We start from the raw sequence: 12,191 nt of genomic DNA on the forward strand, positions 1-12,191 counted from the left end.
GCCGCCCCGAGCGCCCTTGACACTGCCGTGGGGCGCCTCGAACCTGTCCGGCGTAGTGGCTCGCCCCCGGGAGGCGATGATGCCCGCAGCGCGAGATCTGCTGCTGGACGCCGCCTACGCGGCGCTGACCCGCCGGCCGTGGTACGCGGTCCGGATGGTGGACGTGGCCGCTGCGGCCGGGGTGTCGCGGCAGACGCTCTACAACGAGTTCGGCACCAAGGACGGTCTGGCGCGTGCGCTGGTCGAGCGGGAGGCCGCAGCCTTCCTCGACGGGGTGGACCGTGCCCTGGCCGGCGGGTCCGACCCGCACGCCCGGCTCACCGCCCTGGTCGAGTGGACCGCCGCGGCCGCGCGGGACAACGTGCTGGTCAAGGCGCTGCTCACCGGCTGCTGGGACTCGTGGCTGCCCCGGGTGGAGCCGGCCGCCGCACAGCTTGCCGCCGTGCCCGCGGGGGACCGGGGCGGCGGCCGGCCGCTGTCGCCGGCCGGCGTGCTGGCGCAGGTCCGCGACCGTGCCGTGGCCGCCCTGTCCGCACCGGGCACCCCGGCGCCGGACATCGCGGACCTGGCCGGCACCTGCGAGCTGGTGGTCCGCCTCGGCCTGTCCTGCGTGGCGGCGCCGCCCGGCGAGCACGGCGCGGACGACCTGGTGCGGGCGGTGCTGCGCCGGTGCCGCCCGGACTGAGCGGCGCACGAAGCGCGAGAAGCGGAACGCCCGGCATCCGTGCGGACGCCGGGGGGTCGTCGAAGCGCGGAGGCCGTCGATGCGCGGAGGCCGTTGATGCGCGGAGATCGTCAGTGCGCTGGCCGTCGGTGCGCGGAGATCGTCGGTACGCTGGCCGTCGGTGCGCGGAGGCCGTCAGTGCGCGGAGCCGGACAACTGCAGTCCGATGACCCCGACGATGACGAGCGTGATCGACACGATCTTCAGGGTGGACACCACGTCTCCGAGGAACACCATGCCGTAGATCGCGGTGCCCGTCGCCCCGATGCCGGTCCACACCGCGTACGCCGGACCCACGTCGAGCCGCCGCAGGGACAGCGTCAGCAGGCCGAAGCTGCCGAGCGCGAAACTCGCGAAGGCGATGGTCGGCCACAGGCGGGTGAAGCCGTGGGAGAGTTTCAGGCATACCGCGAAGCCGGTCTCGAGCAGTCCCGCGACGATGACCAGCAGCCACGCCATGTGCTGTCCTCCCGTTGTCCGTCTCCGTGGCCGCCTCGGCTCGGTGTGATGATGTGTTTGGCGATGTCTTTACCCGACTGTAGCCGGGGCGGCGATGCTGAGGTATGCGGGGGCCCGGAAGCTGAGCCCCCGTCAGTCGTCCTCCCGGCGTTCCCGTGTGGCCAGCAGCCGGCGCAGCGAGGCGAGCCGGGCCGGGCCCGCGTGGCCCTCGGCCACCCAGGCGTCCAGCGCGCAGTCGGGCTCGTCGTGACTGCAGGCGCGCGGGCAGTCCTGGGTGCCGGGCTCCAGGTCGGGGAAGGCGTGGATGACCCGGGAGGGATCGATGTGGGCCAGTCCGAAAGACCGGACCCCGGGGGTGTCGATCACCCAGCCGGAGGCGTCCTTCAACGGCAGCGCCAGCGCCGAGGTGGTGGTGTGCCGGCCCCGGCCCGTCACCTTGTTGACCTGGCCGGTCAGCCGCCGCCGGTCCTCCGCGACCAGCGCGTTGACCAGCGTCGTCTTGCCCACGCCGGAGTGGCCGACGAACGCGGTGACCTTGCCCTCCAGGTGCGCGCACACCCGCCGGACGGCCTCGCCGCTCTCCAGTTCCTCCCGGCTGGTGACCACGTACGGGATGTCCAGCGCCCCGTACAGCGTCAGCAGCTCGTCCGGCGGCGCCAGGTCCGACTTGGTCAGCACCAGCAGCGGCTCCAGGCCGCCGTCGTAGGCCGCCACCAGGCAGCGGTCGATCAGGCGCGGGCGCGGCTCGGGGTCGGCGAGCGCGGTGACGATGGCCAGCTGGTCGGCATTGGCCACCACGACCCGCTCGTAGGGATCGTCGTCGTCGGCCGTGCGGCGCAGCACCGAGGTGCGCTCCTCGATGCGGACGATGCGCGCCAGCGTGTCCTTCCTGCCGGACAGATCGCCCACCAGGGCCACCCGGTCGCCGACGACGGCCGCCTTGCGCCCCAGCTCCCGCGCCTTCATCGCCATGACGGGGCGGCCGTCCACGAGGCAGGTCAGCCGGCCGCGGTCCACGGTGAGCACCATGCCCTGGGCCGCGTTCTCGTGCTTGGGCCGGATGTTCGTCCGCGGCCGCGTGCCCCTGCGGCCGGGGCGGGTGCGGATGTCGTCCTCGTCGGTGTGCTTGCCGTAACGGCGCATGAGCTGATCCCCGCGTCCTACGCCCCGAGCATCCCGGTCCACAGGTCGGGGAAGTCCGGCAGGGTCTTGGCGGTCGTCGCCACGTTCTCGATCCGCACGCCCTCGACCACCAGGCCGATGACCGCGCCGGCCGTCGCCATGCGGTGGTCGTCGTAGGTGTGGAAGACACCGCCGTGCAGCGGACGCGGCCGGATGTGCAGGCCGTCGGCCGTCTCGGTGACGTCGCCGCCGAGCGCGTTGATCTCCTTGGTGAGCGCGGCCAGCCGGTCCGTCTCGTGCAGCCGCAGATGGGCCACGCCCCGCAGGGTCGAGGGGGAGTCCGCGAGCGCGGCCACCGCGGCGATGCCCGGGGTCAGCTCGCCGACCTCGCTCAGGTCCGCGTCGATGCCATGCACGGAGCCGGAGCCGGTGAAGACCAGGCCGTAGTCGGTCAGCTCGCAGGAGCCGCCCATCTCGGTGAAGATCTCCCGCAGCCGGTCGCCCGGCTGGGTGGTGTGCCGCGGCCAGTCGGGGATGACGACCTTGCCGCCGGTGACCAGGGCCGCCGCCAGGAACGGCTGGGCGTTGGACAGGTCCGGCTCGATGGTCAGGTCCCGGCCGAGCAGGGCGCCCGGCGTCACCCGCCACACATGGGGCTCGCCGCCCGACTCGGGGGCGTCCACCTGGGCGCCGGCCGCGCGCAGCATGTCCACCGTCATCCGGATGTGCGGCATCGACGGCAGCGTCGCCCCGACGTGCCGCACCTCCACGCCCTGGTTGAAGCGCGGGCCGGACAGCAGCAGCGCGGAGACGAACTGGGAGGACGAGGAGGCGTCGATCTCGACCGTGCCGCCGTCCAGGGCGCCTCCGCCGTGCACCGTCAGCGGCAGCGCGCCGCGGCCTTCGTCGTCGATCCGGGCGCCGAGCGCGCGCAGCGCGTCGATCACGCCGTGCAGGGGGCGCTCGTAGGAGCGCGGGTCGCCGTCGAAGCGGACGGGGCCGTCGGCGAGCGTGGCCACCGGCGGCAGGAACCGCATCACCGTGCCGGCATTGCCCACGTCGACCGTGGCCGGGCCGTGCAGCCCCGCCGGGATCACCCGCCAGGCCTCACCGGAGGCACCCGCGCCGGAGGCCGAGGACACCGTCTCCTCGATCCCGACGCCCATCGCCCGCAGGGCGCCGGCCATCAGCAGCGTGTCGCGGGAGCGCAGCGGGCGGCGCAGCCAGCCCGGCTCGGAGGCCAGCGCGGCCAGCACCAGCGCCCGGTTGGTGACGGACTTGGACCCGGGCACGTGGACCGTCGCGTCGACGGCTCCGCTCGCGTGCGGGGCGGGCCAGAGGGCGGTGGGCGTGTCGTTCGGGGCCATGAGGCCCACTCTATAAGGAGGCGATCGTCCGGCGGCCGCACGGTGCGGCGGCCCGTTCACCGAGGGTGTCCGCCGGCCCTCGGCCGCTGTGAGGCGTCAGGGGCACGTGCGTGCCGCTCACCCGCCGAGCAGCCACCGGCCCCCGCCGAGCAGCGAGCACAGCGACACCACGTGGAAGAGGAACAGCCACAGCCCGGCCGGCACGTGCGTCAGCCGCGCCAGCTGGTCCGCGTCGGAGTCGGCGGCCCCGCCCCGGGACCGCTGGACCTGCAGCTCGAAGGCCGGGCGCACCCCGCCCAGCAGCAGGAACCACACCACGGCGTACGCGAACGCCGCCTGCACCAGAACTCCGGCCAGCCACGACACCAGCAGGAACGCGGCGGCGGCGAGGACCACGGTCAGCACTCCGTAGACGTTGCGGATCATCACCAGCATCGCCAGCAGCAGCGCCGTGGCCGCCCACAGCAGCAGGGTGACGCGTCCGGCGGCGAGCAGCGCCGCGCCGCCCAGGCCCAGCAGCGGTGGAGCGGTGTACCCGGCGGCCGCGGTGAGGATCATGCCCAGGCCGTAGGGCTTGCCGCGGCTGACGGTCAGGCCGCTGGTGTCGGAGTGCAGCCGTATGCCGGTCAAGGTGCGGCCGGTGAGCAGTGCGACGAGTCCGTGCCCGCCCTCGTGGGCGATGGTGACGGCGTTGCGCGCCACCCGCCACGAGGCGTGCGGGACCACGACGGCCAGCGCGGCGAGCCCGGTGGCGACCACCACCCACAGCTCGGGGTCGGGCTGGGTGCCGATCAGCCGGTCCCAGAGATCGGGCAGCGCGAAGGCGGCGGTGCTGGCCATGGTCGCGGAAGGCTCCTCGGGTGGTGCTGGCGAAGTCGGGTGCTGAGGGAGTCAGGTGCTGGGTGCTGGGGGAGTCGGGTGGTGCCGGCGGACAGGGTGTACGGGAGCACCGTCTATGAGGGGCGGTGGCCGGGAGGCGGGAGGGGCTGGCAGTGTGGCATGCATGTGCGGACGGTATGCAGCGAGTCGCGGGGCCGAGGACCTCGCGAAGATCTTCGGTGTCGAGAAGCGGGAGCCGGAGGACACCCTGGCGCCCGACTACAACGTGGCGCCCACCAAGGAGGTCCACGTCGTCCTCGACCGCCCCCTGAAAGACGCCGGCGACCGCCGTCCGGTTCGCCAGCTGCGCAAGCTGACCTGGGGCCTCGTGCCGTCCTGGGCGAAGTCCCCCGAGGGCGCCGCCCGGATGATCAACGCGCGGGCGGAGACCGTGCACGAGAAGCCGTCCTACCGCCGGGCCTTCGCCGCCCGCCGCTGCATCGTGCCCGCCGACGGCTACTACGAGTGGATGACCGGCGCCCAGGAGCGGGAGCTGGAGGTCGAGGGGCGGCGCAAGCGGCCGCGCAAGCAGCCGTACTTCGTCACCCCGGCCGACGGGTCGGTGCTGGCGATGGCCGGGCTGTACGAGTTCTGGCGGGACCGCACGCTGCCCGACGACCACCCGCGGGCCTGGTGGGTGACCTGCGCGGTGATCACCACGGAGGCGGAGCGCACCCCGCTCGGCGTCGCGCCCGCCGAGGGCCCGCGTTCGCTGGCCGACATCCATCCGCGGATGCCGCTGATGCTCACCCCCGAGCGCTGGGACGCCTGGCTGGACCCGGCCCGCACGGACCCGGACCAGCTGCGCGGCCTGCTGGATCCGCCGCCGCCCGGACTGATGCGCGCCTACCCGGTCTCCACCGCCGTCAGCAACGTCCGCAACAACGGCCCGGAGCTGCTGAAGGAGCTGCCGGCACCGGAAGAGGGCACACTCTTCTGACGTGATCTCCAGCGTGACCGAGACGATCGAGACCGAGGCGGGGACCGCCCGCGTGACCTGGCACCCGGCGGGGACGGCACGGCTGGTGCTGGCCGCCGGGCACGGAGCCGGCGGCGGCATCGAGGCCCGCGACCTGCGGGCCCTGGCCCGCGTCCTGCCGGCGCACGGGGTGAGCGTGGCGCTCGTGGAGCAGCCCTGGCGGGTGGCCGGGAAGAAGGTGGCGCCCGCGCCGAAGACCCTGGACGCCGGCTGGCGCGGGGTGTGGCCCGCGCTGACCGCACCCGGGCTGCCGGTGATCGCCGCCGGGCGCAGCGCCGGGGCGCGGGTCGCCTGCCGCACGGCGCGCGAACTGGGCGCGCACGCCGTGCTCGCGCTGAGCTTCCCGCTGCATCCACCGGGCCGGCCGGAGCGGTCCCGCGCCGGGGAACTGCTGGACACCGGGGTGCCCACGCTCGTCGTCCAGGGCGGCAGGGACCCCTTCGGCCGGCCGGAGGAGTTCCCCGCCGGTGACTTCCGGCTGGTCGAGGTCCCGGACGGCGATCACGGATTCGCCGTGCCCAGGCGGGCGGAGATCACCCAGGAGCGGGCGCTGGAGATCCTCACGGACGCGGTGGCCCGGTGGGCTGTGCCACTCGCGTGACGGACGGGAATGCCCCGCGGCAGGTCGCTGTTGTGCCCTGACAGAAGTGCTGAGGCCTCGGCACCGCCGTTGTGGGAAGGAAGTCCGCCGTATGGGTTCCACCATCTGCCCGCCCGCCTCCCGCCATCGCCCAGCGGACGGGCTGCGCCCGGCCGAGTCCGACGCGGGCCGCGAGCGCGCGGTCCTGGAGTGGGCGGTGCTGCACGCGCCCAAGACCACTCCTTTTCGAGGGGCGGCCGGTGCGGGTCGTGTTCTATCCTCCGAGTCGAGTGGGGCCGGTCTCGGTCCCGCCCGGGATCGCGAGGAGGTGGGTCCGGTCGCAGGGACCGACAACGGCCAGGCGGAGCTGCCCGAAGGCCAGGGCACGGGCGTGAACACGTCCGCGGAGTCGTCCGCCGAGCGCAGTGCGCGCTTCGAGCGCGACGCGCTCGAGTTCCTCGACCAGATGTACTCGGCCGCGCTGCGCATGACGCGCAACCCTGCCGACGCCGAAGACCTGGTGCAGGAGACCTACGCCAAGGCGTACGCGTCCTTCCACCAGTTCCGCGAGGGCACGAATCTCAAGGCGTGGCTGTACCGGATCCTCACCAACACCTTCATCAACTCCTACCGCAAGAAGCAGCGCGAACCGCAGCGCAGTGCCGCGGAGGAGATCGAGGACTGGCAGCTCGCCCGCGCCGAGTCGCACATGTCGACGGGCCTGCGCTCCGCCGAGTCGCAGGCGCTCGACCACCTGCCCGACTCGGACGTGAAGGAAGCCCTGCAGGCGATCCCCGAGGAGTTCCGCATCGCGGTGTATCTCGCGGACGTCGAGGGGTTTGCCTACAAGGAGATCGCGGACATCATGGGGACACCCATCGGAACGGTGATGTCCCGCCTGCACCGGGGCCGTCGTCAGCTGCGCGGCATGCTGGAGGACTACGCCCGTGAACGCGGGCTCGTCCCGGCCGGCGCCGGAGAGTCGAACGAAGCGAAAGGCTCGGGCTCATGAGCTGCGGTAAGCCGCACGAGACGGACTGCAGTGAGGTCCTCGGCCACCTCTACGAGTTCCTCGACAGTGAGATGCCGGACGTCGATCGCACCAAGTTCGAGCAGCACTTCGAGGAATGCGCGCCGTGCCTGGAGAAGTACGGCCTGGAGCAGGCCGTGAAGAAGCTGGTGAAGCGGTGCTGCGGGCATGACGAGGTGCCGACGGATCTGCGCGCCAAGGTGATGGGACGCATCGAGCTGATCCGCTCCGGCCAGGTCCTGCCCGAGAGCGACGTCACCGTCCGCCCCCAGGATGACGTGAGCACGACGCGGATGACGTCCCAGGAGTCCTGACCGGAGGCATCGCGCCGCCCGGGGCGCCCCGATGCGTCCGGGTGATGCATCCGGGTGCGTGCACTCCTCTCGAACGCGCTCGCTCGTCCGGGTGAACCGGTGTGCGCCGGGCCCGCGGTACACCGCCCCGCCCTAGGCTCGCGGCCCTGACGCAGTTGGTCCGGCCGGAGCGAAGGGGGCGACATGGAGGCGGTGCCGCCGCGGGCCCGTGCGACCGTGGCCTGTGCGGTCCTGGGCGCGCTGCCCTGCCTGTTCCCGGTGCTCCCCGCCTCGCACACGCCGGTCCCGCACACGCCCTGGGCGACGGTGCTGCCGCTCGCCGCGCTGTACGCGGGCTGCGAACGGCTCGGCGGGCGCCGTTTCGCCGGCACCGGCTGCCCCGTCCTGCTGGCCGCCGTCCTCCTTCTGCCGCCGTCCGCCGCCGCGCTCGTCGCACTGCCGGGCGCGCTGCTCGCGCGGGGCGAGCGGCCCGACGACGTGCTGCGCCGTGCCTGGCACGCGGCCCAGCAGGTGCTCGCCGTGTGGACGGCCGCCCACGTCCACACGGCTCTGGGCGGCCGGGCCGTCGTCGCCGAGTGCCGCTTCCCCGCCGCGCTCGGCTGCGCCGCGGCCGCCGTGGTGGCGTTCTGCCTGGTGCTGACCGCGCTGGACGCCGGGATCCGCGCCTGCTGCGGCCATGTGTCCCTGAGCCGGGCCTGGCGCGGGCTGTTCTGCCGGACCCTGGCACCCGTGGCGGTCCACGGGCTGGCCGGCCTGATGATGGCCGTGCTGTGGCGCAGCCCCTACGGCCCGGTCACCGCCCTGCTGGTGCTGCTGCCGACGGGGGCCTCCTGGTGGGCGTACGCCCAGTACGACCGCGAGCGGGCCGCTCACCGGGCGACGATCCGCGCCCTGGTGCAGGCCGTCGACCTCAAGGACGGCTACACCCGCGGGCACAGCGAACGCGTCGGCCAGGCCTCCGTGATGATCGCCCGCGAGCTGGGGATGGACGACGAGCGCGTCGAGGTGCTGCGCTTCGCCGGCCTCCTGCACGACGTGGGCAAACTGGGCGTGCCCACCCGGCTGCTGCGCAAGGACGGCCCGCTGACCGACGAGGAGCGGCGGGTGATCGAGCTGCACCCCGAGTACGGCCACGAGATGGTCCGCGGCATCTCCTTCCTCGACGAGGCCCGCGCGGCGATCCTGCACCACCACGAACGGCTGGACGGCAGCGGCTACCCCTACGGGCTGACCGGCGACCGGATCCCCGAGTGCGCGCGGGTGGTCGCCGTCGCCGACGCCTTCGACGCGATGACGTCCACCCGGTCCTACCGGCCGGCCCGCCCCGTGCCGGCCGCCCTGTGGGAGCTGCGCCGCTGCGCCGGCGCCCAGTTCGACCCGCGCATGGTCACCGCCCTGGTGCGCGCCCTCGCCCGCCACGGCTGGCACCCGGCGGTCACCTCGGGCGACGACCGGATGCCGCAGCCATCGGACACGTCGGCCCCCGTGCCCGGGACGGACGGCGCGCCGGAACAAGCCCGGGCGGTCCTGCGGGCGGCGGCCGTGCCGCGGGAGCACTCCCGCCGATGACCCGACCGCTGCTGCTCGCCCTCGTCCGCGGCACCGCCGTCCTCGTCGCCCTGGCCTCGCTCGCCGTCACGCTGCACACCGGCCCTGCCCGGCCCGGTGCCGCGTTGTCCTTCGGCGCCCTCGTCCTGACGGGGGAGCTGACCCGGTGGTCCGCTCCGCCCGGCGCCGGCGCCGGACCCGAGGTCCGCGAACCCGCGCCGCTCGGCGCCGCCGCGGCCCTGGCGTACGCGCTGCTCGGCGAGGAGGCGGGCCGGTCCGCTCACCACGGTGCCTGCCAGACGGTCGCGGTGGTGCTCACCGCCGGCCTGCTCGGCAGCGTGCCGCACATCGCCCGTGGGCACGCCGGAACCCTCGACCACCTCGTCCGGCGGGTGCTGACCGTCTTCGTCGCCGCCACCGGCACCCACGTGCTGCACGCCACGGGGGCGACCAGGGCCTGGGGCGGGCCGGGGCACGCCGTGGCGCTGCCGGTGCTGCTGGCGCTGACCGCGCTGTGCGGCGCGGTGGTGGCCGCGCTGTCGCTGCACTGCCGTACCCGGTGGCCGTTCGTCCCGCTGCTGCGGGAGGAGCTGCGCGGCCTGCTCGGACTCGGGTCGGCGGTGTGCGCGACGGGCGCGGTGACGGCCCTGGGGGTCGCCGTCGCCGGTCTGTGGGCGCTGCCGGTGTGCGCCCTGCCGATGCTGCTCACCCAGCTGTCCTTCCGCCGATGCGCCGCGGTGCGCGCCGTGTGCCGGCAGACGATCGCCTCGCTGGCCCGGGCCACCGAGATCGCCGGGTACACACCGGCCGGGCACGCCCGCCGGGTGGCCGCGCTCAGCCGGGCCGTGGGCCGCGATCTGGGCCTGACCGAACCGGACCTGACGGTCCTGGAGCACGCCGCCCTCATGCACGACATCGGGCAGCTCAGCCTCGTCGACCCGGTGCCCGCGGGCGCGACGGCCGGTCTGCCCGCAGCCGAGCAGCGGCGCATCGCCCTGCTGGGCGGGGCGGTGGTGCGGCGGACGGGGGCGGACCGCGAGGTGGCGGTCGTGGTGGAGCGGCAGGCCGACCCCTGCCCGGAGCAGACGCTGCCCGCGCGGATCGTGCGGGCCGTGAACGCCTACGACGAAAAGGCCCGCGACGCCGGTGCCGGCGGCCCGCTGGAAGCGCTGGAGGAACTGCGCCGGGCCGGCGGCGACTACGCGCCCGAGGTGCTGGCCGCGCTGGCCCGGGTCCTGGCACGGGACGGTCTGACCATTCCCGCCGCGGGGTAACCCATGGGTAATGAGCGCCCCGGAAGCCGTCCGTGGTTGGATGCGAGGAGAAGGGCGTCCGGGGGGAGGCCGGCCCACTCGACGGAACTGGCAGGCGGGAAACGTGAGGATCTTCGGCAAGGGACGGCACCGGCCCTCCGCCTCGTGGCGGCGGGCCACCGACCGCGCGTTCACCCTGATCGGCGACGGCCGGTACGAGGACGCGGGCGCGCTGCTGACACGCGCCGCCGATCTGGAGCCCTGGCTGGCGGAGTCCTGGTTCAACCTGGCCCTGCTGCACAAGTTCCGTCACGACTGGGAGCAGGCCCGGGCGGCCGGACTGCGCGCCGTGGCCCTGCTGGACAAGGACACCGGGGCGCCGGACTGGTGGAACGTCGGCATCGCCGCGACCGCGCTGCAGGACTGGCCGCTGGCCCGCCGGGCCTGGCAGGCCTACGGTCTGAAAGTGCCCGGCGGCGCGACCGCGGCCGGGGAGCCGGTGGGCATGGAGCTGGGCAGCGCGGCCGTGCGGCTGTCCCCGGAGGGCGAGGCCGAGGTGGTGTGGGGCCGGCGCCTGGACCCGGCCCGGATCGAGGTGCTGTCCATCCCGCTGCCGTCCTCCGGGCGGCGCTGGGGCGAGGTGGTGCTGCACGACGGCGTCCCCCACGGGGAGCGCACCACCGGCGACGGACACACCTTCCCCGTCTTCGACGAGATCGAGCTGTGGGCGCCCTCGCCGGTGCCCACCTGGGTGGTGCTGCTGGAGGCGGCCACCGAGGCGGACCGGGACGCGCTGGAACAGCTCGCCGCCGACGCCGGGTTCGCCGCCGAGGACTGGTCGTCCTCCGTGCGGCTGCTGTGCCGGACCTGCTCGGAGTCGCGGATGCCCTCCGACGAGGGCGACGGCGTGCACCTCGACCCGCACGACCACAGCGAGCCGGGCCACCCCGGGCCGCTGGGACACCGCACCGACGGGCAGCTGTGGGTGCCGGAGCGGGAGTGCGGGGTGGCCGCGCCGGCCTCGCTGGTGCGCGGACTGCTGGACGGCTGGGTGGCGGACAGCCCGGACTCCCGGGACTGGCGGGACCTGGAAGAGGTCTGCTGAGCCCGCCGTCCGGTGCCCGTACCCGGACCCGGCCCGCGCCGGTGGCCGGCCCCTTTAGGCTGTATCCGCTACATCTCACAGGCTTGCAGGAAGGCGTACGTCGGTCATGGCGCAGCAGGACACCGATCAGCAGCACGCGGGCGTGCTCCCCGTCGACGACGAGGGGTACGTCGTCGACACGCAGGACTGCGAGGAACGCGAGCGGGCGTGGCGCGAGCGCGGGACCTCGCGGCCGATCACGGTGGTCGGCAACCCGGTGCTCCACAAGGAGTGCAAGGACGTCACCGAGTTCGGTGAGGAGCTGCAGCAGCTGGTCGCCGACATGTTCGCCAGCCAGCGCACAGCCGAGGGCGTGGGCCTGGCAGCCAACCAGATCGGCGTGGACCTGAAGGTGTTCGTCTACGACTGCGCCGACGACGCGGGCGTGCGGCACGTCGGCGTGGTCTGCAACCCCAGGCTGGTGGAGCTGCCCGCCGAGCGCCGCCGCCTGGACGACGGCAGCGAGGGCTGCCTGTCCGTGCCCGGCGCCTACGCGCCGCTGGCCCGCCCCGACTACGCCGAGGTGACCGGCCAGGACGAGCGCGGCAACCCGATCAAGGTGCGCGGCACCGGCTACTTCGCCCGCTGCCTGCAGCACGAGACGGACCACCTCTACGGCTCCCTGTACATCGACCGGCTCTCCAAGCGGGAACGCAAGGACGTGCTGCGGCAGATGGAGGAGAAGGAGCCGCGCTACCCCGTGGTGCCCAACGACTGACGTCCCTCGGCGATCCTGTCTCCGCCGCCCGGACCGGCACACCTGCGCACGGCGCCTGACCGCACGATCGGCCG

General features: G+C 74.3%; 13 protein-coding genes. 9 read left to right on the top strand and 4 right to left on the bottom strand.

Annotation, left to right across the window (positions count from 1 at the left end; translation table 11 throughout):
• Window positions 1-76: 76 nt before the first annotated feature.
• On the top strand, window positions 77-685 hold the full coding sequence (locus IE286_RS05900) for a TetR/AcrR family transcriptional regulator (protein ID WP_189795542.1): 609 nt from the start codon (window positions 77-79) through the stop codon (window positions 683-685).
• A 174-nt stretch (window positions 686-859) separates the two neighbouring features.
• Here the strand turns inward: IE286_RS05900 and IE286_RS05905 are convergent, their stop codons facing one another.
• The 4 genes from IE286_RS05905 to IE286_RS05920 form a co-directional block, all read right to left on the bottom strand.
• Window positions 860-1,183: a DMT family transporter gene (locus IE286_RS05905; protein WP_125497842.1), complete on the bottom strand. Its 324-nt coding sequence runs from the start codon at window positions 1,181-1,183 to the stop codon at window positions 860-862.
• 132 nt (window positions 1,184-1,315) lie between these two features.
• Window positions 1,316-2,326: a ribosome small subunit-dependent GTPase A gene (gene rsgA, locus IE286_RS05910; RefSeq protein ID WP_189795543.1), complete on the bottom strand. Its 1,011-nt coding sequence runs from the start codon at window positions 2,324-2,326 to the stop codon at window positions 1,316-1,318.
• Window positions 2,327-2,343: 17 nt separating this feature from the next.
• Window positions 2,344-3,672 carry a 3-phosphoshikimate 1-carboxyvinyltransferase gene (gene aroA, locus IE286_RS05915; protein WP_189795544.1) on the bottom strand — a complete coding sequence of 443 codons (1,329 nt, stop codon included), beginning with the start codon at window positions 3,670-3,672 and terminating at the stop codon, window positions 2,344-2,346.
• Window positions 3,673-3,789: 117 nt separating this feature from the next.
• Window positions 3,790-4,512 (bottom strand): M50 family metallopeptidase, encoded by a 723-nt coding sequence (locus tag IE286_RS05920; protein WP_189795545.1) that lies wholly within the window; start codon window positions 4,510-4,512, stop codon window positions 3,790-3,792.
• 163 nt (window positions 4,513-4,675) lie between these two features.
• On the opposite strand from IE286_RS05920, the gene IE286_RS05925 reads away from it, so the two are divergent.
• From IE286_RS05925 to def, 8 genes are all read left to right on the top strand, one after another.
• Window positions 4,676-5,491 (top strand): SOS response-associated peptidase, encoded by an 816-nt coding sequence (locus tag IE286_RS05925; RefSeq protein WP_189795546.1) that lies wholly within the window; start codon window positions 4,676-4,678, stop codon window positions 5,489-5,491.
• A 1-nt stretch (window position 5,492) separates the two neighbouring features.
• The gene (locus tag IE286_RS05930; protein ID WP_189795547.1) at window positions 5,493-6,131 is read left to right on the top strand and encodes an alpha/beta hydrolase family protein; all 639 of its coding nucleotides are present in this window, start codon (window positions 5,493-5,495) and stop codon (window positions 6,129-6,131) included.
• A 307-nt stretch (window positions 6,132-6,438) separates the two neighbouring features.
• Complete coding sequence (locus IE286_RS05935) at window positions 6,439-7,122, top strand: sigma-70 family RNA polymerase sigma factor (RefSeq protein WP_189795698.1); 684 nt, start codon at window positions 6,439-6,441, stop codon at window positions 7,120-7,122.
• Window positions 7,119-7,454 (top strand): mycothiol system anti-sigma-R factor, encoded by a 336-nt coding sequence (rsrA, locus tag IE286_RS05940; protein WP_189795548.1) that lies wholly within the window; start codon window positions 7,119-7,121, stop codon window positions 7,452-7,454. Before IE286_RS05935 ends, rsrA begins: the two co-directional genes overlap by 4 nt.
• Window positions 7,455-7,637: 183 nt before the next feature.
• Window positions 7,638-9,023, top strand: a complete 1,386-nt coding sequence (locus IE286_RS05945; RefSeq protein WP_189795549.1) for an HD-GYP domain-containing protein — start codon at window positions 7,638-7,640, stop codon at window positions 9,021-9,023.
• On the top strand, window positions 9,020-10,276 hold the full coding sequence (locus IE286_RS05950; protein ID WP_189795550.1) for an HD-GYP domain-containing protein: 1,257 nt from the start codon (window positions 9,020-9,022) through the stop codon (window positions 10,274-10,276). Before IE286_RS05945 ends, IE286_RS05950 begins: the two co-directional genes overlap by 4 nt.
• Window positions 10,277-10,379: 103 nt before the next feature.
• On the top strand, window positions 10,380-11,360 hold the full coding sequence (locus IE286_RS05955; protein ID WP_189795551.1) for a tetratricopeptide repeat protein: 981 nt from the start codon (window positions 10,380-10,382) through the stop codon (window positions 11,358-11,360).
• 106 nt (window positions 11,361-11,466) lie between these two features.
• Complete coding sequence (gene def, locus IE286_RS05960; protein ID WP_189795552.1) at window positions 11,467-12,117, top strand: peptide deformylase; 651 nt, start codon at window positions 11,467-11,469, stop codon at window positions 12,115-12,117.
• The last annotated feature ends 74 nt before the right edge of the window (window positions 12,118-12,191 follow it).

It is taken from the genome of Streptomyces thermodiastaticus (genome assembly GCF_014656135.1).
Classification (GTDB): Bacteria; Actinomycetota; Actinomycetes; order Streptomycetales; family Streptomycetaceae; genus Streptomyces; species Streptomyces thermodiastaticus.

What these genes read in the sequence shown, in the direction of transcription:
- IE286_RS05900 (WP_189795542.1), top strand. Translation starts at nt 77, where the DNA reads ATGATGCCCGCAGCGCGAGATCTGCTGCTGGACGCCGCCTACGCGGCG.
- IE286_RS05905 (WP_125497842.1), bottom strand. Translation starts at nt 1,183, where the DNA reads ATGGCGTGGCTGCTGGTCATCGTCGCGGGACTGCTCGAGACCGGCTTC.
- rsgA (WP_189795543.1), bottom strand. Translation starts at nt 2,326, where the DNA reads ATGCGCCGTTACGGCAAGCACACCGACGAGGACGACATCCGCACCCGC.
- aroA (WP_189795544.1), bottom strand. Translation starts at nt 3,672, where the DNA reads ATGGCCCCGAACGACACGCCCACCGCCCTCTGGCCCGCCCCGCACGCG.
- IE286_RS05920 (WP_189795545.1), bottom strand. Translation starts at nt 4,512, where the DNA reads ATGGCCAGCACCGCCGCCTTCGCGCTGCCCGATCTCTGGGACCGGCTG.
- IE286_RS05925 (WP_189795546.1), top strand. Translation starts at nt 4,676, where the DNA reads ATGTGCGGACGGTATGCAGCGAGTCGCGGGGCCGAGGACCTCGCGAAG.
- rsrA (WP_189795548.1), top strand. Translation starts at nt 7,119, where the DNA reads ATGAGCTGCGGTAAGCCGCACGAGACGGACTGCAGTGAGGTCCTCGGC.
- IE286_RS05945 (WP_189795549.1), top strand. Translation starts at nt 7,638, where the DNA reads ATGGAGGCGGTGCCGCCGCGGGCCCGTGCGACCGTGGCCTGTGCGGTC.
- IE286_RS05950 (WP_189795550.1), top strand. Translation starts at nt 9,020, where the DNA reads ATGACCCGACCGCTGCTGCTCGCCCTCGTCCGCGGCACCGCCGTCCTC.
- def (WP_189795552.1), top strand. Translation starts at nt 11,467, where the DNA reads ATGGCGCAGCAGGACACCGATCAGCAGCACGCGGGCGTGCTCCCCGTC.